This window comes from Vogesella indigofera (genome assembly GCF_003633895.1).
In the GTDB taxonomy this organism is placed as follows: domain Bacteria; phylum Pseudomonadota; class Gammaproteobacteria; order Burkholderiales; family Chromobacteriaceae; genus Vogesella; species Vogesella indigofera.
Genome location: NZ_RBID01000016.1, coordinates 254,336 through 276,686 on the forward strand (window position 1 = coordinate 254,336; position 22,351 = coordinate 276,686).

General features: G+C 65.0%; 18 protein-coding genes and 1 riboswitch. Of the genes, 10 read left to right on the forward strand and 8 right to left on the reverse strand.

What is annotated here, in order from left to right; all coding sequences use genetic code 11:
* The first annotated feature begins 35 nt into the window (after positions 1-35).
* Entirely contained in the window at positions 36-1,043 is a 1,008-nt protein-coding gene (locus C8E02_RS12985; RefSeq protein ID WP_120811296.1) for a nucleoid-associated protein, read from the forward strand.
* A 231-nt stretch (positions 1,044-1,274) separates the two neighbouring features.
* On the opposite strand, the gene C8E02_RS12990 is transcribed toward C8E02_RS12985, so the two are convergent.
* The gene (locus tag C8E02_RS12990) at positions 1,275-1,907 is read right to left on the reverse strand and encodes a helix-turn-helix transcriptional regulator (RefSeq protein ID WP_120811298.1); all 633 of its coding nucleotides are present in this window, start codon (positions 1,905-1,907) and stop codon (positions 1,275-1,277) included.
* Positions 1,908-2,020: 113 nt separating this feature from the next.
* Positions 2,021-2,989, reverse strand: coding sequence for an ornithine cyclodeaminase family protein (locus tag C8E02_RS12995; RefSeq protein ID WP_120811300.1), 969 nt, complete (start codon positions 2,987-2,989; stop codon positions 2,021-2,023).
* A gap of 427 nt (positions 2,990-3,416) precedes the next feature.
* Here C8E02_RS12995 and C8E02_RS13000 point away from each other — a divergent pair, with 427 nt between their 5' ends.
* The gene (locus C8E02_RS13000; RefSeq protein ID WP_120811302.1) at positions 3,417-4,196 is read left to right on the forward strand and encodes an ABC transporter substrate-binding protein; all 780 of its coding nucleotides are present in this window, start codon (positions 3,417-3,419) and stop codon (positions 4,194-4,196) included.
* A 104-nt stretch (positions 4,197-4,300) separates the two neighbouring features.
* Entirely contained in the window at positions 4,301-5,542 is a 1,242-nt protein-coding gene (locus C8E02_RS13005) for an NAD(P)/FAD-dependent oxidoreductase (RefSeq protein ID WP_120811304.1), read from the forward strand.
* Between the two features lie 102 nt (positions 5,543-5,644).
* Here C8E02_RS13005 and C8E02_RS13010 read toward each other — a convergent pair whose 3' ends face one another.
* The 3 genes from C8E02_RS13010 to C8E02_RS13020 all read right to left on the reverse strand — a co-directional run bounded on the left by C8E02_RS13010 (position 5,645) and on the right by C8E02_RS13020 (position 9,693).
* A complete protein-coding gene (locus tag C8E02_RS13010; protein ID WP_120811306.1) occupies positions 5,645-7,045 on the reverse strand; it encodes an L-serine ammonia-lyase in 1,401 nt (466 codons plus the stop codon).
* 229 nt (positions 7,046-7,274) lie between these two features.
* Positions 7,275-8,528, reverse strand: coding sequence for a serine hydroxymethyltransferase (glyA, locus tag C8E02_RS13015; RefSeq protein ID WP_120811308.1), 1,254 nt, complete (start codon positions 8,526-8,528; stop codon positions 7,275-7,277).
* A 249-nt stretch (positions 8,529-8,777) separates the two neighbouring features.
* Positions 8,778-8,867, reverse strand: a riboswitch (glycine riboswitch).
* A 181-nt stretch (positions 8,868-9,048) separates the two neighbouring features.
* Positions 9,049-9,693: an NAD(P)-dependent oxidoreductase gene (locus tag C8E02_RS13020; protein ID WP_120811310.1), complete on the reverse strand. Its 645-nt coding sequence runs from the start codon at positions 9,691-9,693 to the stop codon at positions 9,049-9,051.
* 109 nt (positions 9,694-9,802) lie between these two features.
* On the opposite strand from C8E02_RS13020, the gene C8E02_RS13025 reads away from it, so the two are divergent.
* From C8E02_RS13025 to mmuM, 3 genes are all read left to right on the forward strand, one after another.
* Entirely contained in the window at positions 9,803-10,705 is a 903-nt protein-coding gene (locus C8E02_RS13025) for a LysR family transcriptional regulator (protein WP_211329244.1), read from the forward strand.
* 205 nt (positions 10,706-10,910) lie between these two features.
* The gene (locus tag C8E02_RS13030) at positions 10,911-12,782 is read left to right on the forward strand and encodes a methyl-accepting chemotaxis protein (RefSeq protein ID WP_238377249.1); all 1,872 of its coding nucleotides are present in this window, start codon (positions 10,911-10,913) and stop codon (positions 12,780-12,782) included.
* Between the two features lie 63 nt (positions 12,783-12,845).
* A complete protein-coding gene (mmuM, locus tag C8E02_RS13035; protein ID WP_120811314.1) occupies positions 12,846-13,784 on the forward strand; it encodes a homocysteine S-methyltransferase in 939 nt (312 codons plus the stop codon).
* Positions 13,785-13,842: 58 nt separating this feature from the next.
* Here the strand turns inward: mmuM and C8E02_RS13040 are convergent, their stop codons facing one another.
* Positions 13,843-14,445: a LysE family translocator gene (locus tag C8E02_RS13040; protein ID WP_120811316.1), complete on the reverse strand. Its 603-nt coding sequence runs from the start codon at positions 14,443-14,445 to the stop codon at positions 13,843-13,845.
* Positions 14,446-14,561: 116 nt separating this feature from the next.
* Here C8E02_RS13040 and C8E02_RS13045 point away from each other — a divergent pair, with 116 nt between their 5' ends.
* Together C8E02_RS13045 and C8E02_RS13050 are read left to right on the forward strand one after the other, a co-directional pair.
* Positions 14,562-15,437 (forward strand): LysR family transcriptional regulator, encoded by an 876-nt coding sequence (locus C8E02_RS13045; RefSeq protein WP_120811318.1) that lies wholly within the window; start codon positions 14,562-14,564, stop codon positions 15,435-15,437.
* Between the two features lie 159 nt (positions 15,438-15,596).
* The gene (locus C8E02_RS13050) at positions 15,597-16,232 is read left to right on the forward strand and encodes a YitT family protein (RefSeq protein WP_120811320.1); all 636 of its coding nucleotides are present in this window, start codon (positions 15,597-15,599) and stop codon (positions 16,230-16,232) included.
* A gap of 289 nt (positions 16,233-16,521) precedes the next feature.
* Here the strand turns inward: C8E02_RS13050 and C8E02_RS13055 are convergent, their stop codons facing one another.
* Positions 16,522-17,775: an MFS transporter gene (locus C8E02_RS13055; RefSeq protein WP_120811322.1), complete on the reverse strand. Its 1,254-nt coding sequence runs from the start codon at positions 17,773-17,775 to the stop codon at positions 16,522-16,524.
* A gap of 96 nt (positions 17,776-17,871) precedes the next feature.
* Between C8E02_RS13055 and C8E02_RS13060 the strand changes: the two genes are divergently transcribed.
* Positions 17,872-18,771 carry a LysR family transcriptional regulator gene (locus C8E02_RS13060; RefSeq protein ID WP_120811324.1) on the forward strand — a complete coding sequence of 300 codons (900 nt, stop codon included), beginning with the start codon at positions 17,872-17,874 and terminating at the stop codon, positions 18,769-18,771.
* Between the two features lie 249 nt (positions 18,772-19,020).
* Positions 19,021-20,610, forward strand: a complete 1,590-nt coding sequence (locus C8E02_RS13065) for a response regulator (protein WP_245961146.1) — start codon at positions 19,021-19,023, stop codon at positions 20,608-20,610.
* 224 nt (positions 20,611-20,834) lie between these two features.
* On the opposite strand, the gene dbpA is transcribed toward C8E02_RS13065, so the two are convergent.
* Positions 20,835-22,217, reverse strand: a complete 1,383-nt coding sequence (dbpA, locus tag C8E02_RS13070; protein ID WP_047966101.1) for an ATP-dependent RNA helicase DbpA — start codon at positions 22,215-22,217, stop codon at positions 20,835-20,837.
* Positions 22,218-22,351: the final 134 nt, after the last annotated feature.

Consider the following 22,351-nt stretch of genomic DNA (forward strand, 5'->3'; position numbering starts at 1 on the left):
AATCGCGCCTTGATTGAATGAGGACAGATCCGAGCATGCTGATTAGCGAATCCAGGGTAGAGCGTTTGGTGGTACACCGTGTCGGCAATCCGGCGCGCGGCGAGCCGTTGCAGCTGTCGCACAAGGCCATCGGCGTGGACGAGGCGGTGTCGGCGCTGATTCTGGACGGTTACCTGAAGGGCATCGTCTCCGACAAGAAGAAGTACCAGTTCTTCCACGAGACCGATCTCAACCTCAACGAGCTGTATCACTACACGCGGCAGTTTTTCCGCGGCGACGTCGATTTGCTGGAGGTGTCGCAGCGCATCGCCAAGCACCTGTTCGCGCGTTCGCAGCACCCGAACATCGCCGCCGGCGACCTGCTGGTGATCCTGTTCTCCGGCCTGGGCGAGGCGGACAGCCCGCAGCGCGCGCTGGGTGTGTTCAAGGCGGAAATCCAGGAGGATTTCCTGACCATCGTCGAAAGCGGCGAGGTGTTCGACATCAGCCACGCCAGCGGCATCAACCCGCGCCTGATCGACAAGGGCGCGCTGATCCTGGAAAATGGCCCGCTGCTGTACGCGGTTGACCGGCAGGGCCACGAGGCCAAGTTCTGGCTCGACGATTTCCTGCAGGCGATGCGGGTGCCGGATACCAGCAGCAGCAGCAAGCTGGTGGCCGAGGTGATGGAGCAGATCTCGGAAGAGATCGAAGACCCGCTGGCGCAGGTGCGCTTCAAGGACGAGGTGATGACGCTGTGCAAGACGGTGCCGGAAGTGTCGCCGCGGCAAATGGGCAGCATGGCGGAGCGCTACGTCGAGCCGGAGCAGATCGGGCGCCTGTTCGACAGCGCCGCCGAGAATTATGGCTTTGCGCTGGAGAGCGACGTGCGGCTGCCGGCGCAGGGCATGGCGCGGCGGCTGGAAAAGAGCTGGAGCAAGGTTGGCGTCGGCAATGGCATCAGCCTGCTGCTGCCGTCCGATCTGAGCCTGCAGAACGTGCAGACGGTGAAGGGTGACAACGGCGAGCTGCAGATCACGCTGCGCCTGCTGCAGAAGCAGTAAGAACCTGTTCAATGTCTGCTGCGACTTGATCGCAATGGGGCGATACGGCGTTAAAAACGCCTTCGGAATGCTCATTGACTCCATGTCAACTCTGCTTCCTCTGCCGTTTTCGCCTTGTCTCGCTCTAGCTCGCGAGACCTTGAACAGGTTCTAAACCTCCGGCCCGCACGGGCCGCAGACAATAAAAGGTTGGCCGCATCGCTGCGGCCAACCTTTTTCATTGGCGGCTGGCTATTTCAGCGTCTGCAGGTATTTGTACACCGTGGCGCGGCCGAGACCGAGCACGTTGGCGATGTAGTGGGTGGCGCTCTTGCCGTTGAAGGCGCCCTCGGCGTACAGCGCCTCGACCAGTTCCTTGCGGTGCTGGCGCGACAGGGTATTGAGCGCCAGTTGCCGCTCCTGCAGCCAGCGGTGCATGAAGGTGTTGATGCGCTCCTGCCAGTCGTCACGGAACAGCTCCGCCGGTTGTTCCACCAGCCCGGCACCCTTCAGCAGCATGCCCAGCATGCCGTGCATGTCCTCGAACACCGCGATATTGAAGTTGATGCACATCACCCCCAGCGCGGCGCCGGCATCGTCAAACAGCACCGAACTGACACAGCGCATCTTGCGACCGTCCCAGTTCACCTTTTCATACGGCCCGACGTAGCGTTCGCCGATGGTGCGCTCGATTTCCTCCAGTGCTGATTCGTCGCCGATCTCGCGCCGAGACAGGTTGTTGGCGAGGTAGAGCACGCGCTGGCTGTCCAGATCGTGGATCACCACTTCGGCATAGGGGAAGAACAGCTTGGCGATGCTGTCGGCGAGGTGGCTGTAGCGCGACAGCAGCAATTGCTGCGGCGTGGGGCTGGGCGTGGGCGTCATGGTCGGGTCGTGCGCAACGGCAGGGACAGCGATAGTGCCTGATGCGGCGGGCAGGGCACAAGCCTTGCGCCCGCCGGCCGCCGCCAGACCGTCCGCGGTGTGCCGGCGCGGACTCATTGCGCGGCCTGGGCCTGTTGCAGCAGCGCGCAGGCGATGGCGATGTCCTGCAGCCCCATGCCGATGGAGCGGAAGAATACCGGGCGCTGGTAGTCCGGCAGCGCGCAGCGCTGGCTGACCAGATCGGCCAGATCACCGACGATGCGGTCGCGCTGCCAGCTGCCCTGCTGGCTGGCGAGTACCATCTCGCCGGCGCTGTCCGGCGTGCTGTGCTTGTGGTCGCAGTACACGTCCATCGTGGCGAGGCTGGCCGGTGCCACCTCGTGCGCGTTGACGGCGTTGGTGCTGATCGAGGTGATCAGCGCCGGTTTGCTGAGCGTGGCCGGGTCCAGCACCGGGCTGGCCGAGGAGGTGCACAGCATGATCACGTCGGCGTTGTCGCAGGCGGCATCGACGCTGCTGCTGATTTCGATGCGCACATCCAGCGCCTGCAGTTGCTGCTGCAGTTCCGGCTTGCTGGCGAGGTCCGGCGCGTACACGCGGATGCGCTGCCAGTCGCGCAGCGGCAGCACGTGGCGCAGGTGCGCCTGGCCGAGTGCGCCGCAGCCGATCAGCGTCAGCTGGCGGCTGTCTTGCCGCGCCAGCAGGTCGATGGCCAGCGCGCTGGTGCCGGCGGTGCGTTCCACCGTCAGCAGGCCGGAATCGCAGAACAGCAGCGGCTGGCCGGTTTGCATCGACATCAGGCTGGTCCAGGCGCTGATCACCGGGCGGCCGTCGGTGACGATATAGGGCGACAGCTTGGCGCCGAACACGCCGGCATCGGCCAGCACGCCCTGATAGGTGATGACGTCGCCGGCGCCTTGCGGGAACAGGGTCAGCGTCTGCGCCGGCTGCACCGCGCGCTGCTGCGCCAGTGCCTGGAACAGCGCGCTCAGTGCGGCGCGCACCGGCAGCGTCGGCAGGTAGTCGCGCACCTGTTGCTGGGTGAGGAGCAGGGGGGCGGCGTGGTGGTCGATGTGGTTCATGTTGGACTCTCGTATTGGTGTGGTCGGGCGCGGCCGGGTGGTAGACCGCGGCGGGCAGGCTTGTTTGTTGTATTAAATTCCATTGTGGAAAAAAAGTCTACAAATTGTGCGATTACCAATTCCACAGGGTTTTGCGTATGTTTTTTGATGTTGATTTGACGTCAAGTTATTGTTATTTAAGTAATAAGTTGCAATTTGCGACATGGTTTTGTCATGATGAGATCGGCTTTGATTGCCGTGTCTGGCGGGTGGCGGCCAGATTTTTTATAAATTAATTGTCCAAAGTGGAAAAAATGTCTATCTTGTGACCGAGCCAAAGCAAGACGTGAACGCAGCCCTGCCGGCTGCCAAACCACGCAGGCGCCATGGCCTGGCCAGGCGCAACGGGACGGGACGTTACCCGCTACAGGAACAAAGGAGACATTTCATGATCAGCAAACGCGTTCGCAATGCCGTTTTCCCTCTGCTGGCCTGCCTCGCCGGTACCGCCATGGCGCAGGGTGCGCCGCTGCGCATGGGGCTGGAACCGTTCTACCCGCCGTTCGAGAGCAAGCAGGCCGACGGCCAGCTGGTCGGCTTCGACATCGATGTCGGCAAGGCGATCTGCGAGCGCATGGCCGCCAAGTGCAGCTGGGTGGAAACCTCGTTCGAGGGCCTGATCCCCGGCCTGAAAGCGAAGAAATTCGACGCCATCAACTCGGCGATGAACATCACCGCCAAGCGCCGCGAGTCGATCGACTTCACCGCCCCGATCTACATCGTGCCGATCCAGATGGTGGCGCGTCGCGACAGCAAGCTGACGCCGACCGTGGCCAGCCTGAAAGGCAAGACCGTCGGCGTGTTGCAGGGCGCCACCCAGGAAGACTTCGTGCGCAAGCACTGGGAGAAACACGGTGTGAAGGTGGTGGCCTACCGCGACCAGGCGCAGATTTTCCTTGATCTGGCCGCCGGCCGGCTGGATGCCGGGGTGCAGGAAGCGCAGACTGCGATGGAAGGCTTCCTCAGCAAGCCGCAGGGCAAGGACTTTGACTTTGCCGGCGGCGTGATCAGTGATTTCGCCACCCTCGGCGAGGGCACCGGCATGGGTGTACGCAAGGGCGACCCGCGCAAGGCCGAGCTGGACAAGGCGATTGCCAGCCTGAAGCAGGATGGCACCCTCAGCAAGCTGTCGCACAAGTACTTCCACCGCGACATTATCGCCAAGTAAGCGGCGTGCAAGGTTGGCCGCAGGCTGCGGCCAACCTTGCAGATTCCGTTGCCATGGCCACTGGCCGCAGCGCCCATGGCAACTGCATCTGAAAGAAGCAAAACATGGATTTCGACATCATCGTCCTCGGCGCCGGCATGATCGGCGTCTCCAGCGCCATCGCCCTGCAACAGCGCGGCCTGCGCGTGGCGCTGCTGGACCGCCGCGCCCCCGGCGAGGAAACCAGCCACGGCAACGCCGGCCTGCTGGAACGCGCCGCCGTGGTGCCGTATGGCTTCCCGCGTGACCTCGCCAGCGTGCTGCGCATCGGTCGCAACCGCTCCACCGACGTGCGCTACCAGCCGTCCAGCCTGCTGCAGAGCACGCCGTGGCTGTGGCGCTACTTCCGCGCCTCCGCGCCGCATCGCCTCGCCGCCGCCGCGCGCGACATGCTGCCGCTGATCAGCCGCAGCCTGGACGAACACGCCACGCTGATCGCCGCGGCCAACCTGCAGCAACTGTGCAGCGACGACGGCCTGTACGAGGCCTACCGCAGCGAGGCGGGCTTTGCCGCCGAGGCCGCCAACGCCCGCCGCATCGCCGCCGAACACGGCCTGCAGCTGCAGATCCTGGACGCCGCCGCACTGCGCGCCGCCGAGCCGGGCTTGGGCGAAGGCTTTGCCGGCGCGGTGCACTGGCGCGACCCGCAGCGCATCAGCGATCCGGGTGCGCTGACCCGCGGCTATGCCCGCTATTTCGAAAGCCTGGGCGGGGTGCTGTTGCAGCAGGAAGCCACGTCGCTGGTCCCGGATGGCAGCGGCTGGCAGATCGGCACCAAACAAGGCACGCTGCGCACGGCGCAGGTGGTCGTCGCCATGGGGCCGTGGTCCGACGACATGTTCCAGCCGCTGGGCTACCGCATTCCGCTGCAGACCAAGCGCGGCTACCACATGCACTACCAGCCGCTGGGGCCGGGGCTGAGCTACACCGTGGCCGACGTGGAAGGCGGCTTCGTGGTGTCGCCGATGCAGCGCGGCCTGCGCATCGCCACCGGTGTGGAACTGGCGCGACGCGATGCCGCGCCCAACTACGCGCAGCTGGAGCAGGCCGAGGTGCTGGCGCGCGGACTGTTTCCGCTGGGTGAGCGGCTGGACGCCACGCCGTGGCTGGGCAGCCGCCCGTGCCTGCCGGACATGCGCCCGGCGCTGGGCGCCGCACCACGTCATCGCGGGTTGTGGTTCAACTTCGGCCACGCCCACCACGGTCTGACGCTGGGGCCGGTATGCGGCCAACTGCTGGCGCAGGTGATCTGCAACGAGACGCCGTTTACCGACCCGGCACCGTATGCGCCGGCGCGCTTTTTGTAACCGTCACCGGATGCGCAATGACAAAGCCCGCCAATCATGGCGGGCTTTGTCATTGCGGCCAACCTTGCACAAGGTTGGCCGCAGATTTTTTGACAGGCGGGCTCAGCACTCGACGATGTTGACCGGTACCTCGATCACGTTGATCGCCAGCCCGCCGCGTGCGGTTTCCTTGTACTTGGTGCTCATGTCGCGGCCGGTGTCGCGCATGGTCTTGATCACCCGGTCCAGCGACACGAAGTGCTGGCCGTCGCCGCGCAGCGACATGCGCGCCGCGTTGATGGCCTTGATCGACGCCATCGCGTTGCGCTCGATGCACGGCACCTGCACCAGGCCGCCGACCGGGTCGCAGGTCAGGCCCAGGTTGTGTTCCATGCCGATCTCGGCGGCGTTTTCCACCTGCTCCGGCGTGCCGCCCAGCACTTCGGCCAGGCCGCCGGCCGCCATCGAACAGGCGGAGCCGACTTCGCCCTGGCAGCCGACTTCGGCGCCGGAAATGGAGGCGTTGAGCTTGAACAGGATGCCGATAGCGCCGGCGGTGAGCAGGAAGCGCACGATGCCGTCGTCGCTGGCGCCGGGAATGAAACGTGCGTAGTAGTGCAGTACCGCCGGGATGATGCCTGCGGCGCCGTTGGTCGGCGCGGTCACCACGCGGCCACCGGCGGCGTTTTCCTCGTTCACCGCCAGCGCGTACAGGTTGACCCAGTCCAGCACCGTCAGCGGGTCGCGCAGTGCCGCTTCCGGTGACGACAGCAGCTTGCGGTGCATGTCGGCGGCGCGGCGCTTGACCTTCATGCCGCCGGGCAGGATGCCTTCGCGTTCGCAGCCGCGCTTCACGCAGGCCTGCATCACGTGCCAGATGTTGAGCAGGCCGCTGCGGATCTCGTCCTCGCTGCGCCACGCCAGCTCGTTCTCCAGCATGATCTGGCTGATGCTCTTGCCGTGGCGCTGGCACAGCGCCAGCAGCTCGGCGCCGCTCTTGAACGGGTGCTTCAGCTCGGTGACGCCCGGTGGCACGAAGCCGGCGTCGATCGCCGCCTCGTCGACCACGAAGCCGCCGCCGACCGAGTAGTAAGCACGCTTGGACAGGCTGCTGCCGTCGGCGGCAAACGCCTCGAAGATCATGCCGTTAGGGTGATAGGGCAGCGCCTTGCGCTTGTGCAGGATCAGGTGTTCGGCTTCGATGAAGTCGATCTCGTGCGTGCCCAGGAGCGCGATGCGCTTGTTGTTGCGGATGGCGGCCAGCATGCCGTCGACGGCATCGGTGTCGACCAGATCCGGGTATTCGCCCTGCAGCCCGAGCAGCACCGCCACATCGCTGCCGTGGCCTTTGCCGGTGGCACCGAGAGAACCGAACATTTCGGACTTGACCGCGGCGGTCTGCGTCAGCAGGCCGTCCTTTTCCAGCCGGGCGACGAATTGCCGCGCCGCGCGCATCGGGCCGACGGTGTGGGAGCTGGACGGGCCGATGCCGATCTTGAACAAATCAAAAACACTGATTGCCATGTTGCTTCTCTTGAGGTGGTGCCTGCGGCGCAGGGCTAGTTTTCATTATAGTCGGGCGCCATCCGCTGGACGGCGCCCGCTGCTGCTTGAACCTGTGCACGATCTGCTGCGCTTCGGCGATACCGCGTTGAAAACGGCTTCGGAATGCTCATTGACCTGATGTCAACTCCGCTTCCTCAGCCGTTTTCGCCTTGTCTCGCTCTAGCTCGCGAGATCGTGCACCACGTTCTTAGCGGTAAACCGGGAAGGCGGCGCACAGCTCCGCCACCTGGCGTTTCACGCGGGCGGCGACATCGGCGTTGTCGATGTCGTCGAGGATGTCACACACCCAGTGCGCCACCTGGCCGGCTTCCGCTTCCTTGAAGCCGCGGCTGGTGATGGCCGGGCTGCCGATGCGGATGCCGCTGGTGACGAACGGGCTTTGCGGGTCGTTCGGTACCGCGTTCTTGTTGACGGTGATGCAGGCGGCACCCAGTGCGGCGTCGGCGGCCTTGCCGGTGAGGCCCTTGTCGATCAGGCTCAACAGGAACAGGTGGTCATCGGTCTTGCCGGATACCACGGTGTAGCCGCGCTGCTGGAACACCGCCACCATGGCGCGGGCGTTGGCCAGTACCTGTTTCTGGTAGTCGACGAATTCCGGCTGCAGCGCCTCGAGGAAGGCCACCGCCTTGGCGGCGATCACGTGCATCAGCGGGCCGCCCTGGATGCCGGGGAAGACCAGCGACTGCAGTTTCTTTTCCAGCTCCGGGTTGGATGCAGCAAGGATCAGGCCGCCGCGCGGGCCGCGCAGCGTCTTGTGGGTGGTGGTGGTCACCACGTGCGCGTGCGGAATCGGGTTCGGGTACAGGCCGGCGGCCACCAGGCCGGCAACGTGCGCCATGTCGACAAAGAAATACGCGCCGACGCTGTCGGCGATCTGGCGCATGCGCGCCCAGTCCACGATCAGCGAATAGGCGGAGAAGCCGGCGACCAGCATCTTCGGCCGGTGTTCTGCGGCCAACCTTTGCACTTCGTCGTAGTCGATCTCGCCGGTGTCCACGTTGATGCCGTACTGCACCGCGTTGTAGATCTTGCCGGAGAAGTTGACCTTGGCGCCGTGGGTGAGGTGGCCGCCGTGCGCCAGGCTCATGCCCAGCACGGTGTCACCCGGCTGCAGCAGCGCCATGTACACCGCGGCGTTGGCCTGGCTGCCGGAGTGCGGCTGCACGTTGGCGTAGTCGGCGCCGAACAGTTGCTTGGCGCGGTCGATGGCCAGCTGCTCGGCGACATCGACGTGCTCGCAGCCGCCGTAGTAGCGCTTGCCGGGGTAGCCCTCGGCGTACTTGTTGGTCAGCTGGCTGCCCTGCGCCTGCATCACGCGCGGGCTGGTGTAGTTCTCGGAGGCGATCAGCTCGATGTGGTCTTCCTGACGTTGTGCCTCGGCCTGCATCGCGGCCCACAGTGCGTCGTCGAAACCGGCAATCTCCATCTCTTTGGTAAACATCGTGCATTCCTTTTTCTTGGCGCGAACGGCAAAGGTTGGCCGCAACCGCGCTGGTAGTGGCGGCAGGGTCGGGCAGGGCGTTGACGCATGGATGTGCGGCGTAAAGGACAATGGCGCCCGCCCGGCGTCTGCCGGACGATGCCCCCTCTGTCCCTTTGCCTGAGAGATTGCGGCGCACGGTGTACCCACCGGGCCATGCTTCCTTCGGCGAGATCCGGCCTTGCGGCTGATCTACTCTCCAGAGTGCCAGACGTCGCTGCAGTTCTTTTGCCTGAGAGTTTCCGGGGCGATTCCCCTTCGGCGCTGTCAGCGAATGACAGTCTCTCCTGCAGCGGCTTGATTGGCTGGTCGCAATCTAGTGAAGCGGCGCGCGGCTGTCAACGCATCGACGACAGTATTCAATGTGCTGTTGCAACAAAAAACCCTGCCGCAAACGCGCCAATCCAGTCGGATCGGGCGTTCGGCAGGGTTTGCACTGCAAAACCGTATGCTTATATAAGGTGCGCTATCGCGGCGTGAATCAGACGCTGGCGACGGTAAAGCGCTGGCGGTGGTGTTGCGGCTGCAGCGCTTCGTCCACTACCGCCACGGCGAGGTCGGCGTCGCTGATGCCGGCCGGTGCTTCGCCTGCCATCAGCAGCTCGTTACCGCCGAGACGGTACTGGCCGCTGCGCGCGCCCGGTGCCAGCAGTGCCGGCGGCGACACGAACACCCAGTCCAGCTGTGTTTCCTGTTGCAGCAGGTTCAGCGCCTGGCGCGCGCCCTCGGCACCTTCCTTGTACTCCGCCGGGAAGTGCGGGGTGTCGATCAGCTGCAGGCCGGGGGCGACGAACAGGCTGCCGGCGCCACCGATCTCGATGAAGCGCGGCACACCGGCGGTCTTGACCCCGGCGACGATGGCCTGGTGGCCGGCGAGGAACAGCGCGCGGATGTCGGCCTTGTCCCAGCCGGGGTTGAAGGCGCTGATCACCACGTCGTGGCCGGCCACGGCACGGGCCACCGCGTCGGCGTCGTAGGCATCGGCGGCCACCACCTCAAGGTTGGCCGCAGCGCCGATGCGCTCGGGACGGCTGGCGATAGCGGTAACGGCGACATTGCGCGACAGCAGTTCTTTCAGGATGGCCGAGCCGACAAAGCCGCTGGCGCCGATCAGTGCGATTTTCATGAGTGCTCCTTGCTGCCCGCTGACGGGCGGTGATTGATGAGGGCAGTGTAATTGCCGGTTCACATTCCGATAATCCGTCGTAAAATTGATTGATTGTTAAGTTGAAATAATGAATATGGACGAATTGCGCAGCATGGCGGTGTTTGCCCGGGTGATCGAGAAAGGCTCGATGAACGCGGCGGCGCAGAGCCTCGGCATCACGCCGTCGGCGGTCAGCCAGCATCTGCGGCGGCTGGAGCAACGCCATGGCGTCACCTTGCTACAGCGCACCACGCGCAAGCTGACGCTGACCGAGGCCGGGCAGCTGTTCTACCAGGGCTGCGCCGCGATGCTGGCGGCGGCGCGGCAGGCGGAGCAGCAGCTGTCGGCGCTGCGCGATGCGCCGGTGGGCGAGCTGCGCATCTCCGCCCCCAGCGGCCTGGCCGGCGGCGTGCTCAGCAGTGCGCTGGCACCGCTGTTGGCGGCCAACCCCGGCCTCAGCCTGCGGCTGTTCTTTCACGACGAGATGGTGGACCTGCTGGAGTTGCAGATCGATCTCGCGATCCGGGCCGGCAAGCTGAAGGATTCGTCGCTGGTGGCGCGCCATCTGGCCGACTGGCACTTTGTCATTTGTGCGTCGCCGGTCTATGTTGCAAAGCATGGCCTGCCGCAAACACCGGCCGAGCTGTTGCAACACGACTGGGTCGGGGTGGCCGCGCACGAAGGCCTGAGCCGCTTGCAGTTGACGCGCGGGGCAGAAACGGTGACTTTATCGATGCCGCCGCGTATCAGCAGCAACAATATCCTGTCGGCGCGTGCCTTTGTGCTGGAAGGCCTGGGTCTGTCCTTGCAGCCGGAGCCGGAAGTGCGCAAGGAGCTGGCCGCAGGTTTGCTGCAGCCGGTGCTGAGCGAGTGGAGCCTGCCGGAGTTGCCGTTGTGGATGGTGACGCCGCGGCGCGAGGGGCAACCTGCAAAAGTGCGACATGCAATGTCGGCATTGCAGGCGGCCTTGGGTGGTGAACGCCGTCTTTGACATTGGCAAGGGCGGTTTGTTGCCGAATTTTTGCAGTATTGTTGTATAAAAATGCGGTGTAATAGGGATTGTACGCAGAATACAAAATTCCGTTGTTAACGAAATGCCATGAAATGGCTTTGTGAATATAAACAAATAACCATAGGTGTGCTTAGTAGTACTATGCCGCACCATAACTTACAAAATTCAGTGGGGAATACACATCATGATGTCATTGCGTACTCGCCTGATGGCCTTCGTGCTGCTGGTACTGACGGTACTCGCGGTCATGTTCTGTGCCGTCGCGTACTGGAAAATGAGCGACGCCCTGTCCAGTGCCATCCGTAACGAAATCAATCAGGCCGCCAACAGCAAGGCGAGCTTTGTTGCCGAGTGGGTGTCCACCCGCCAGAAGATCGTCGCCTCGGCGCTGCCGCGCTTCGGTACCGGCGAATTGCAGCCGGTGCTGGACCAGGCGCGCGATGCCGGTGGTTTTGACGACATGTACATCGGTCAGCCGGACAAGACCATGACCCAGTTCACCGGTGCGCCGAAAGTACCGGAAGGCTACGACCCGACCGGGCGGCCATGGTATCTGGCGGCCAAGGATGCGACCGGCCCGATCGCGTCGCCACCTTATATCGATGCTGCCACCAAGCGTCCGATCATCACCTTCGCCCAGGCACGCAAGGATGGTGGCCAGCTGGTGGCCGTGGCCGGTGGTGACGTGACGCTGCAGCGCGTGGTGGACGAAGTGGTTGCCGCCAAGCTGCCGGGTGACGGCTATGCCTTCCTGGTGACCGGCGACGGCACCGTGATTGCGCACCCGGAAAAAGAATCCGGCCTGAAAAAGATCGGCGAGGTGGTGGCCGGCTACGACATGAACGCGGTGAACAAGGATGGCCAGATCGTGGACGTGTCGATCAACGGTGACGCCACCCTGACCGCGCTGTATCCGGTGGGCAAGACCGGCTGGTTCCTCGGCGTGATGGTACCGGTGGCCGCCGCAATGGCTCCGGTGACGCAGCTGCTGATGGTGATGGTAGGCCTGCTGGTGATTGGCCTGGTGGTGTCCGGCATCTTCGCCTACGTTGGCGTGGCGCGCATGCTGTCCGGCCTGTCGGTGCTGCGCAATGCGATGCGTGAAGTGGCCAGCGGCCACGGTGACCTGACCAAGACACTGCCGGTCGGCAACCGTGACGAAGTCGGCCAGATTGCCGAAGCCTTCAACCAGTTCGTGGCCAAGCTGCGCGAGATGTTCCTCACCGTGCGCGACGAATCCGATTCGCTGGCGCGCGACGCTGCCGACCTGAACCGCGTGGCGGAGCAGATCGCCCAGGATTCGCGCGTGCAGTCGTCGGAACTGTCGTCGACCGCCGCCACCATCGAACAGATCACCGTCAGCATCAACCACATTGCCGACCACGTTGGCGAAACCGAAGTGCTGGTGTCGCGTTCGCGTGACAACTCGCTGGATTCGCACCGCGCGATGGCGGAAGTGGCGCGCGAGGTGGAATCCATCGTCGGTGCGGTGTCGTCGCTGCAGGGCGTGATGTCCAACCTGTCCGGCCAGTCCGAGCAGATCAAGGGCATTGTCGGCGTGATCCGCGACATCGCCGACCAGACCAATATGCTGGCGCTGAATGCAGCGATCGAGGCGGCGCGTGCCGGCGAGCAGGGCCGCGGCTTTGCGGTGGTGGCCGACGAAGTGCGCAAGCTGGCCGAGCGTACCGCCAGCGCCACGGTGCAGATCGCCGAGCTGATCGATACCGTGATCCAGAAAACCGGCGAGGCGATCAACCATGCCGACGCCACCAACGCGAAAGTGGAAACCGGTGTAACCCTGTCGCGTGAAGCGGCCAGCAAGGTGGAGCTGATCAAGGGCAACGCCGAAGAGATCTCGACCCGCATGGGCGAAATCACTTCTTCCACCGCCGAGCAGGGTATCGCCACCAACGAAATGGCGCGCAGCGCCGAGCGAGTCAACTCGATGGCGCAGCAGACCGACAGCAGCCTGCAGGAAGCGCTGGCGACGATCCAGGTGCTGGCCAGCCGCGGCGACCAGCTGAAGGCACTGGTATCGCAATTCCGTCTGTGATACATCTTGCATGCAGCAAGCCCCGGCCTGTGCCGGGGTTTTTCTTTTTGTGGAGTCTGTTCAATGTATGCCAATCCTTTTGCCCGTTTTCAGGATGTCCCCGTCGTGCTGGACGGCGCGATGGCGTCCGAGCTGGAGCGTCGCGGTTGTGACCTGAATGACGCGTTGTGGTCGGCGCGGGTGCTGATCGAGCAGCCGGAGCTGATCCGCCAGGTGCATTTCGACTACTTCGCCGCCGGTGCCGATGTCGCCACCACCGCCAGCTACCAGGCGTCGTTCAGCGGCTTTGCCAAGCGCGGCCTGGACGAAGCCGCCGCCGCGGAACTGATGCAGCGCTCGGTGCAGCTGGCGCAGCAGGCGCGCGACGAGTTCTGGGCCGATGCGGCCAACCATGCCGGGCGCCTGAAGCCGCTGGTGGCGGCCTCGGTGGGTCCGTACGGCGCGATGCTGGCCGACGGTTCCGAATACCGTGGCGATTACGGCCGCAGTGAAACCGAGCTGATGGATTTCCATCGCCCGCGCATTGCCGCCTTGCTGGCCGCAGCGCCGGATCTGCTGGCGTGCGAGACCATCCCGTGCGCGGTGGAAGCGCGCGCCATCGCCCGCGTGCTGCAGCAGGACTTCCCGCAGACCGCGGCATGGATCAGCTTCTCCTGCCGCGATGACGCCAACCTGAGTGATGGCACGCCCTTGCTGGCGGCGGTGGCCGAGCTGGAAGCCTATCCGCAGATCGTGGCGGTGGGCGTCAATTGCACCGCGCCGCGCCATATCGTGCCGCTGCTGCAAACGTTGGCCGCACAGACCGGCAAGCGGCTGCTGACCTATCCCAACTCCGGCGAAGCCTACGACGCGGTGACCAAGACCTGGCACGGTAGCAGCGATCCGCTGGCCTTTGCCGAGGCGGCGCGGCAGTGGCGGCTGGCCGGCGCCAGCTGCATCGGCGGCTGCTGCCGCACCTCGCCGGACGACATCCGCGCGCTGGCCGGCTGGCTGCGCGGCTAAGACTGTTCGGCGGCAAGCTCAGCCACGGCGACCATTTGGTCGCCGTTTTTCATGGCATCTACTGCAGCAGCGGGCCGGCGGCGAGCAGGCTGCCCAGCGCCATCAGCAGCAGGCCGATGCCGCGGTTGAGCCACAACTGCATGCCGAGCAGGCGCTGGCGCAGACCGTCCTGCGCCAGCAGTACCGCCACCAGCGCAAACCACAGCACGTGCGCCAGCGACATGAACAGGCCGTAACCGAGCAGCACCGGCAGCGGCGTGCTGGCGGCGACGACCTGGGTGTAGGTGCTGATCACGAACAGCATGGTCTTGGGGTTGAGCGCATTGGTGAGGAAACCGTTGCGCAGCGCGCGGCCATGGCTGTCCGGCGCCGCCGCCTCGTTGACGGCGCCGCTGCGGAAGGTGCACCAGCCGACATACACCAGATAGCCGGCGCCCAGCACGCGCAGCAACTGCAGCAATAGCGGCGTCTGTTGCAGCAGGCTGGCGCCGAGCAGGGTGTACATCACGTGCACCTGCACGCCGAGGCCGATGCCGAGCGCGGCGGCGAGGCCGGCGCGTTTGCCGTACAGCAGGCTGTTGCGGCTGATCATGGCGAAGTCGGCGCCGGGGCTGATCACGGCGAGCAGGGTAATGGTCATCACGGCAAACAGTTCAGTCATTGCGTATACTTTCGGTGAGTTTGGTGCTGGGTAAACGGACGACTGTCATTGTCACGCTTTGCCCTGACAATGAATAACGATGGTTTCTGCCTGATTTACGTGAGAAAAACTGACCTATGAGCTTTGCCGCACTGCCGTCGCTGAACGCCTTGCGCGTGTTCGAGGCCGCTGCCCGCCACGGCAGCTTCGTGCGTGCGGCTGACGAGCTGTGCGTGACGCACGGCGCGGTCAGCCGCCAGATCCGCCTGCTGGAAGAGCCGCTGGGCGTGACGCTGTTCGAGCGCCGCAACCGCGCGGTCTTCCTCAGCGCCGCCGGCACCCGGCTGTTTGCCGCCTGCGGCGAGGCGTTGCACACCCTGCAGCAGGCGGTGACGCAACTGCAGCCGGCCGCCACGCCGCCGCTGGCGGTATCGTGCGAGCCGACGCTGGCGATGCGCTGGCTGATTCCGCGCCTGCCGCAGTTCCATGCGCTGCATCCCGATATCGAGGTCCACCTCAGCGCCGCCGGCGGCGCGGTGCGGCTGGAGAGCGGCCATGTCGAGCTGGCGATCCGGCGCGAGGACTTTGCCTTGCCGGCGCACTATTGCGTGCAAAGGTTGGCCGCAGAGCATGTCGGGCCGGTCTGTCGCGAACAGGCGGAGGCGGTACGGCTGCACACCCGTTCGCGGCCGCAGGCGTGGCCGGAGTGGCAGCGCTTGCAGCCGGCGGCGGCGGTGGCGCTGGCCGGCAGCCGCGAGTTCGAGCACTTCTACCTCAGCCTGCAGGCGGCGCTGGCCGGGCTGGGGGTGGCAATGGCGTCGCTGTTCATGGTGGCCGACGATCTGGCGGCGCAGACACTGCAGGCCCCGGCCGGCTTTGTCGCCGACGGCAGTCACTACGTGCTGCTGTCGCTGCAGCCGCTGGCGCAGGATGCGCGGCAGCAGGCGTTTGCCGTGTGGCTGGCGGACTGCATGCGGCAGACGCTGACCTCGCATGCAAACAGGATAATCTGAGCGTGGTGACTCAGCATTTATATTGCGTCGAATGAATGGTTATGCCGTTATGTGTGCAAAATTTTGCCATTCACGGGTTTTTTGATCTGGATTCATTGCCTTTGGTGCACGGCTGACTACAATCCGCGGCTGACATATTGCACTGCGGAATAATTCGAGATGACGAGCGCCAGCCACACCCTGTTGGATCCCGAAACCAACGACGTTTCCCACACCCTGCTGGAAGACATTCTGGCCATCCTGGTCGGCACCCTGCTGGTGGCCTTCGGCGTGGCGATGTTCAAGCAGGCCGGCCTGCTCACCGGCAGCACCGCCGGCATTGCCTTCCTGATCCACTACCAGAGCGGCATTCCGTTCGGGGTGGTGTTTTCGCTGATCAATGTGCCGTTCTACTGGCTGGCGGTGAAACGCATGGGCTGGGCGTTCACCATCAAGACCTTTGTCGCGGTCAGCCTGCTGTCGCTGTTCTCCGGGCTGCACGCGCAGTTTGCCCATTTCGGGCCGCTGGACCCGTTCTACAGCGGCGTGGTCGGCGGCCTGATGATGGGCATGGGCTTTATCGCGTTGTTCCGCCACAAGGCCAGTCTCGGCGGCATCAACATCCTAGCGCTGTACCTGCAGGACCGCCACGGCATCCGTGCCGGCAAGCTGCAGCTGGGTGTCGACCTGCTGATCCTGCTGGCGTCGCTGTTCATGGTCAGCGTGCCGGCCTTGCTCGGCTCCATCCTCGGCGCGCTGGCGCTGAACATGGTGATCGGTTTCAATCACCGGCCGGACCGCTATATCGCGATGTAAACCGCAGAAGCCGTTCACGATCTGCTGCGCCTGTGTGATCCTGCGTTGCAATTGGCCAAAAAATGCTCATTGATACCACGTCAACTGCGTTTTTTTGGCCGATTTCGCCTTGTCTGACTTTGGCTCGCGAGATCGTGAGCCGCTTCTTAGAGCCTGTTCAGAGTCTCGCGAGCTAGAGCGAGACAAGGCGAAAACGACTGAGGAAGCGGAGTTTACATGGGGTAAATGAGCATTCCGAAGTCGTTTTCAACGCCGTATCGCCGAAGCGCAGCAGACATTGAACAGGTTCTTAGGTGCCGGGCAGCGGCGGCAGCCGGCGCAGGTGCAGCGCGATGGCCAGTGCCGCCAGCAGCAACAGGCTGAGGCAGGCGGCCACGCCCGGCCAGCGGTGCGATTCCCACAGCACGCCGGACAGCGTGCCCATCACGCTGGAGCCGGCGTAGTAGGCGGTCAGGTAGCATGCCGACGCCAGCGCCCGTGCCTGTAGCGCGCGGCGCCCGACCCAGCTGCTGGCCACCGAGTGCGCGCCGAAAAAGCCGAAGGTGAACAGTGCGACGCCGCCGACCACCAGCAACAGCTGCTGCGGCAGCGTCAGCAGCAAGCCGGCCGCCATCACCACGATCATCAGCCACAGCACATTGCGCCGCCCGAGGCGGTCGGCGAGGGTGCCGGCCCACGCCGACGACCAGATCCCCACCACGTACAGCAGGAACACCAGGCCGATCTGGCTCTGGCTGAGGCCGAACGGCGCCTGCAGCAGGCGGTAGCCGAGGTAGTTGTACAGGCTGACGAAGCAGCCCATCAGCAAAAAGGCGGACAGGAACAGCCACGGCAGGCCGGCATCGGCAAAATGACGGCGACCGTTGTGCCACAGCTGCGCCAGACTGCCGCGAGCCGGCTGGAAGTGGCGCGATGGTGGCAGCTGCTTCCACACCAGTGCCGCCGCCAGCAGCCCGAGGCCGCCCAGCACTGCCAGCGCCAGCCGCCAGCCGGCGACATCGGCCAGCAGCGCCGCCAGATAGCGGCCGCTCATGCCGCCCAGCGCATTGCCGGCGATATACAGCCCCAGCGCCTTGCCCAGCGAGCTGGCTTCCACTTCCTCACTCAGATACGCCATCGCCACCGCCGGCAGGCCGGCCAGCACCATGCCGAAGGCGGCGCGCGACCAGACCAGCGCGCCAAAGCCCTGCGTCAGCGTTGCGGCCAACGTCAGCAGTGCCCCGACCAGCAGGGCGGCCACCATCAGCGGCTTGCGCCCGAGGCGGTCGGCCAGCAGGCTGGCCGGGATCAGCATCAGCGCCATCGACAGCGTACCGGCAGAGAGCACGGTACTGGCGTGGGCGGCGCCGCTGCCGAATTCGGCCGAGAACAGCGGCAGCAGTGGCTGCACGCCATAGAGCATGGCGAAGGTGGCAAAGCCGGCGCAGAACAGCGCCCAGCCGGTACGACGGTAGGCGGCGGAGCCGGTGACCAGCTTGCCGGGGGCGGGGGCGGCCGGCGTGACGGAGCAGGGGGATGGCAGGGGGGCGCAATAGCTGGACATGGCAAGGTACCGGGCAGAAGACAGGCTGATGCTAGGCTTGGCCAATCTGGCAGTCCAATATATATTTCAGTGGTAATTCATATCTAGAAGCGATTAATGGAACTGCGCCATCTGCGTTATTTCGTCACCGTGGCCGAAGAGTTGCACTTCACCCGTGCCGCCGAACGGCTGCACATCGGCCAGCCGCCGCTCAGCCAGCAAATCCAGGCGCTGGAGGCCGAGCTGGGGGTGCAGCTGTTCCAGCGCAGCAAGCGGCGGGTGCTGCTGACCACGGCCGGCGAACGCCTGCTGTTGCGGGCGCGGCGCCTGCTGGCCGATGCCGAGGCCGCCGCCGAGGAAGCGCGCCGGGCCGGTCGCGGCGAGGTCGGCGAGCTGCGCATCGCGTTCACCTCGTCGATGCCGCTGGCCGGCGTGCTGCCGGACAGCCTGCGCCACTATCGCGAACGCTATCCAGCGGTCAGCCTCAAGCTGGAGGAAATGTTCAGCGGCGACCAGTACCTCGCGTTGCAGCAGCAGCGTCTGGATGTCGGCTTCGTGCGCTACAACGGCGACGAAATGGTGCCTGGCATCCGCCGCCGCGAGCTGCGCCGCGACCGGCTGTGCGTGGTGATCCGCCGCGACCATCCGCTGGCGGCGCGCGCCCGGCTGGCGTTTGCCGAGCTGCGCGACGAGGGCTTCATCGTCTACCCGCCGGGGGTGTCCACCGGGCTGCCGGCGCTGATCCGGCAGCTGGCGCAGGCGGCCGGCTTTCAGCCGCGTATCGCGCAGACCTCCGGCGAGGCGATGACGCAGATCGCGCTGGTCGCCGCCGGGCTGGGCATCGCCATCCTGCCGTCGCCGCTGGCCTGCGTGCAGCTGGACGGGGTCTGCTACATCCCGCTCACCGACGCCGCCGCCTACCTGTCGATGGCGGTGGCGACCCGCGAGCAGGAATCGTCGCCGCTGGTGGCGGCGTTTCTGGATGTGCTGCCAACGTTGGCCGCAATCGCGTCGTAGCGGGTGCTGCGGGTGAAAAATGGCGCCGTAGCGCTGCTGGGCGCAGTGATCTGCGCCACGTTGCCGCCTCGGCGTGGCGGCCGTGCCGCGTGCGGCTTGATCCACGGCAACACTGGCCGGCAGCGGGGTTCGTAACTATGGTAGTAACACCGGCTTTGCTGTATTTTTAGCCTCACGCCGCGTGTGGTTGCAGCACTGGAGCAGGCCGTTTCGGCGGCAGATAACGATAAGAAAAACAAAGGAGGGCGTGTGAACACGTTCGATGAAAGCACCACGGTGCTGATTATTGAGGATTCGCATACCGTGCGGCAGTCGCTGCGCGCGATGCTGGCCCAGGTCGGCATCGCCCGTTCCGAGGCGGCGGTCAATGCCGCCGACGGTTTGCAGCGGATACGGCGCAAGCAGTTCGACGTCGTGTTGTGCGACTACAACCTGGGCGACGGCATGAGCGGGCAGGAGCTGCTTGAGCTGCTGCGCCGCAGCAATGCCTATCCGCTGACCTCGGTGTGGATCATGATCACCGGCGAGCGCAAGTACGAACGTGTGGTCGCCGCCGCCGAGGTGGCGCCGGACGACTACATCCTGAAGCCGTTTTCCAGTCAGACCCTGTTCGACCGCCTGCGCCTGGCGCTGCAGCGCAAGCTGTTCCTGCGCCCGGCCCACCTCAAGCTGCTGGCCGGCGAGGTGTCGCAGGCGCTGCTGATCCTGCGCCAGCTGGAGAGCATTGCCGAAAACAATGTGCAGGTGATGGACGTGCTGCGGCTGATGGCGGAGACCTATATGCTCAACGACCAGTTCAGCGAGGCGCGGCAGGTGTACGAGAAGATCCTGGCGATGAAGGCGATCCCGTGGGCGAAGATGGGCATGGTGCGCATCCTGAAGGAACAGGACGACATCGAGCAGAGCACGGTCATCCTCAACGAGATCATCGCCGACGCCCCCAACTACACCGATGCCTATGACGCGCTGGCACAGAACCTGACCCACGGCGGCCAGTTCCAGGAGGCACTGTCGATCCTGGAAAAGGCGGTGGCGCTGTCGCCGCGCAACTTCCAGCGCCTGTGCGCCTGTGGCGAGACGGCGCTGAACGTCGGCGATCCACTGAAGGCGGCCACCTATCTGGAAAAGGCGGTGCTGATCGGGCGCAACAACAGCGCCTTCGGTCCCGGGGTGATGGTCGACCTGCTGCAGGCCTACAGCGAGGGCGAGCAGCTGGAGAAGATGGACCGCCTGTCGCAGGAGCTGGGCGGCCTGCTCAAGGGCGAGGCCGACCAGTTCCTGCTGCTGGTCTGTCGTGCGCTGTCGACGCTGGGGCGCAAGCGCTATACCGATGCCATGGCGTTGCTGCGGCAAGCGGCGGCTTTTCTGCTGCTGCCGCAAACCGGCTGGCGCGACGCCACCCGCTTCATCGAGGCGGTGGCCCGCCTGCCGCAGGACATCGACGGCTACTGTGCCGGCGAATGGCTGCAGCAGCTGGCCTTGCGCTTCGTGAAGAACCACCAGGACGTCACGCTGATGACCGCGCTGTCGCGTGACAACCAGGTGATGATCGCGGCGATCGAGGCGGCGCATACCACGCTGCAGGCGGCCAACGATCAGGCGGTGGCGATGGCGAAAAGCGGCCAGAAACAGCAGGCGGCACTGATGCTGTACGGCGTGGCGACACAGACCCGCAACGACCGTCTCGGCATGAACGCCTGTTCGCTGCTGCTGCAGGACAGTGCGCCGGAGAGTCTGGACAAGGTGTTGCAGCTGATGAAATGGCTGCCGCAGGACCACGAACGGGTGCAGGGCTTCAACGCCATTCTGTCCAAGCGCGAGATCCTGTCCGAAGGCTGAGCCGGCGGCAGGTCACGAAAAAGCCCGGATCGGTGATCCGGGCTTTTGCATGCGGCGGGGCGGTGGCGGTTTAGAGCGTGTTCACGAACTCGCGAGCTAGAGCGAGACAAGGCGAAAACGGCTGAGGAAGCGGCATGTGTCCAGATTTAAACAAGCATTCCGAAGACGTTTTTAACGCAGTATCGCTCCCTTGAGATCAAGTCGCAGCAGATCGTGTACAGGCCTTAGCTGACGAAGCGCATCTTGTAGCTCTTGGCCTTGATCTTGCCGACCGACAGCCGTTCCATCGCCTGCTGTGCGATGCCGCGTTCCAGTGCGACGAAGGTGCAGAACTCGAACACCATGATCTTGCCGACCTGGCTGCCGGCAATGCCGCCTTCGCCGGTCAGCGCGCCGAGGATGTCGCCCGGGCGCAGCTTGTCACGCTTGCCGCCGCCGATTTCCAGCGTCAGCATCGGGGGCAGCAGCGGGCCGCCTGGAGCCGGCTTCAGCTCGCTGACTTCACCCCAGATCAGCGGCGCCTTCTGGTATTCCTCTACCGCCGAGGCGCGGCGCGCGTCGCTGGGGCTGACCAGGGTCAGCGCCAGGCCGTGCTTGTCGCCACGGCCGGTGCGGCCGATACGGTGGATGTGGATTTCCGGATCGTGCGCCACGTCGACGTTGATCACCAGGTCGAGGTCCTTGATGTCCAGGCCGCGGGCGGCGACGTCGGTGGCGACCAGCACCGTGGTGCTCTTGTTGGCAAAGCGCGCCAGGATCTGGTCGCGGTCGCGCTGTTCCAGTTCGCCGTACAGCGCCAGCGCGGAGAAGCCGGCCTGTTCCAGTTCGGCTACCAGCTCCTTGCAACGCAGCTTGGTGTTGCAGAACGCCAGTGCCGAGCTGGGGCGCACGCTTTGCAGCGCGCGGGCGACGACGTCCAGACGCTGGTCCGGGTCGATCTCGTAAAACCACTGCTCGATCTTGCTGTCGTCGTGCAGCGATTCCACCTTCACCTGCTGCGGGTTCTTCATGAACTGCTCGGCCAGCTTGCGGATATTGTCCGGATAGGTGGCGGAGAACATCAGCGTCTGGCGCTGGCGCGGGCAGGCGCGCACGATGCCGACGATTTCCTCGATGAAGCCCATGTCCACCATGCGGTCGGCTTCGTCCAGTACCAGCGTTTTCACACCGCTGAGGTTCAGCGATTCGCGGAACAGGTGATCCTGCAGCCGGCCGGGGGTGCCGACCACGATGTGGGCGCCGTGCTCCAGCGAGGCGCGTTGCGGCGCCATCGGCGTGCCGCCGCACAGGGTGATGACCTTGATGTTGTCGATGGCGCGCGCCAGACGGCGGATTTCCTGCGCCACCTGGTCGGCCAGTTCGCGCGTCGGGCACAGTACCAGTGCCTGCACGCCGAACCAGCGCGGATTCAGGCTGTTGATCAGGCCCAGTGCGAACGCCGCCGTCTTGCCGCTGCCGGTCTTGGCTTGCGCGATCACGTCACGGCCATCGAGGATGGCGGGCAGGCTTTCGGCCTGGATCGGCGTCATGCTGTGGTAGCCGAGGCTATCCAGATTGGAGAGCAGGTTTTGCGGCAGGGAGAGCGAGGAGAATTTGGCTTTGTTCACAATGACTTGGCGTTGATTAATCAGCAAGGGGCGGAGTGTAGCAGCAAGGGCGGCTGCGGCCAACCTTTCAGCGGTGACGGGTGGCAAATCGGTGGCTGGGCGCAGGTAGTACTAAGCGGCCTGTTGTGCGGACT

Bases quoted from the DNA above. Each gene is read 5' to 3' on its own strand.
- C8E02_RS12990 (WP_120811298.1), bottom strand. From the start codon at position 1,907: ATGACGCCCACGCCCAGCCCCACGCCGCAGCAATTGCTGCTGTCGCGC.
- C8E02_RS13010 (WP_120811306.1), bottom strand. From the start codon at position 7,045: ATGGCAATCAGTGTTTTTGATTTGTTCAAGATCGGCATCGGCCCGTCC.
- mmuM (WP_120811314.1), top strand. From the start codon at position 12,846: ATGTATGCCAATCCTTTTGCCCGTTTTCAGGATGTCCCCGTCGTGCTG.
- C8E02_RS13020 (WP_120811310.1), bottom strand. From the start codon at position 9,693: ATGAAAATCGCACTGATCGGCGCCAGCGGCTTTGTCGGCTCGGCCATC.
- C8E02_RS12985 (WP_120811296.1), top strand. From the start codon at position 36: ATGCTGATTAGCGAATCCAGGGTAGAGCGTTTGGTGGTACACCGTGTC.
- C8E02_RS13030 (WP_238377249.1), top strand. From the start codon at position 10,911: ATGATGTCATTGCGTACTCGCCTGATGGCCTTCGTGCTGCTGGTACTG.
- C8E02_RS13060 (WP_120811324.1), top strand. From the start codon at position 17,872: ATGGAACTGCGCCATCTGCGTTATTTCGTCACCGTGGCCGAAGAGTTG.
- C8E02_RS13005 (WP_120811304.1), top strand. From the start codon at position 4,301: ATGGATTTCGACATCATCGTCCTCGGCGCCGGCATGATCGGCGTCTCC.
- C8E02_RS13000 (WP_120811302.1), top strand. From the start codon at position 3,417: ATGATCAGCAAACGCGTTCGCAATGCCGTTTTCCCTCTGCTGGCCTGC.
- C8E02_RS13025 (WP_211329244.1), top strand. From the start codon at position 9,803: ATGAATATGGACGAATTGCGCAGCATGGCGGTGTTTGCCCGGGTGATC.
- C8E02_RS13055 (WP_120811322.1), bottom strand. From the start codon at position 17,775: ATGTCCAGCTATTGCGCCCCCCTGCCATCCCCCTGCTCCGTCACGCCG.
- C8E02_RS12995 (WP_120811300.1), bottom strand. From the start codon at position 2,989: ATGAACCACATCGACCACCACGCCGCCCCCCTGCTCCTCACCCAGCAA.
- C8E02_RS13050 (WP_120811320.1), top strand. From the start codon at position 15,597: ATGACGAGCGCCAGCCACACCCTGTTGGATCCCGAAACCAACGACGTT.
- C8E02_RS13040 (WP_120811316.1), bottom strand. From the start codon at position 14,445: ATGACTGAACTGTTTGCCGTGATGACCATTACCCTGCTCGCCGTGATC.
- C8E02_RS13045 (WP_120811318.1), top strand. From the start codon at position 14,562: ATGAGCTTTGCCGCACTGCCGTCGCTGAACGCCTTGCGCGTGTTCGAG.
- glyA (WP_120811308.1), bottom strand. From the start codon at position 8,528: ATGTTTACCAAAGAGATGGAGATTGCCGGTTTCGACGACGCACTGTGG.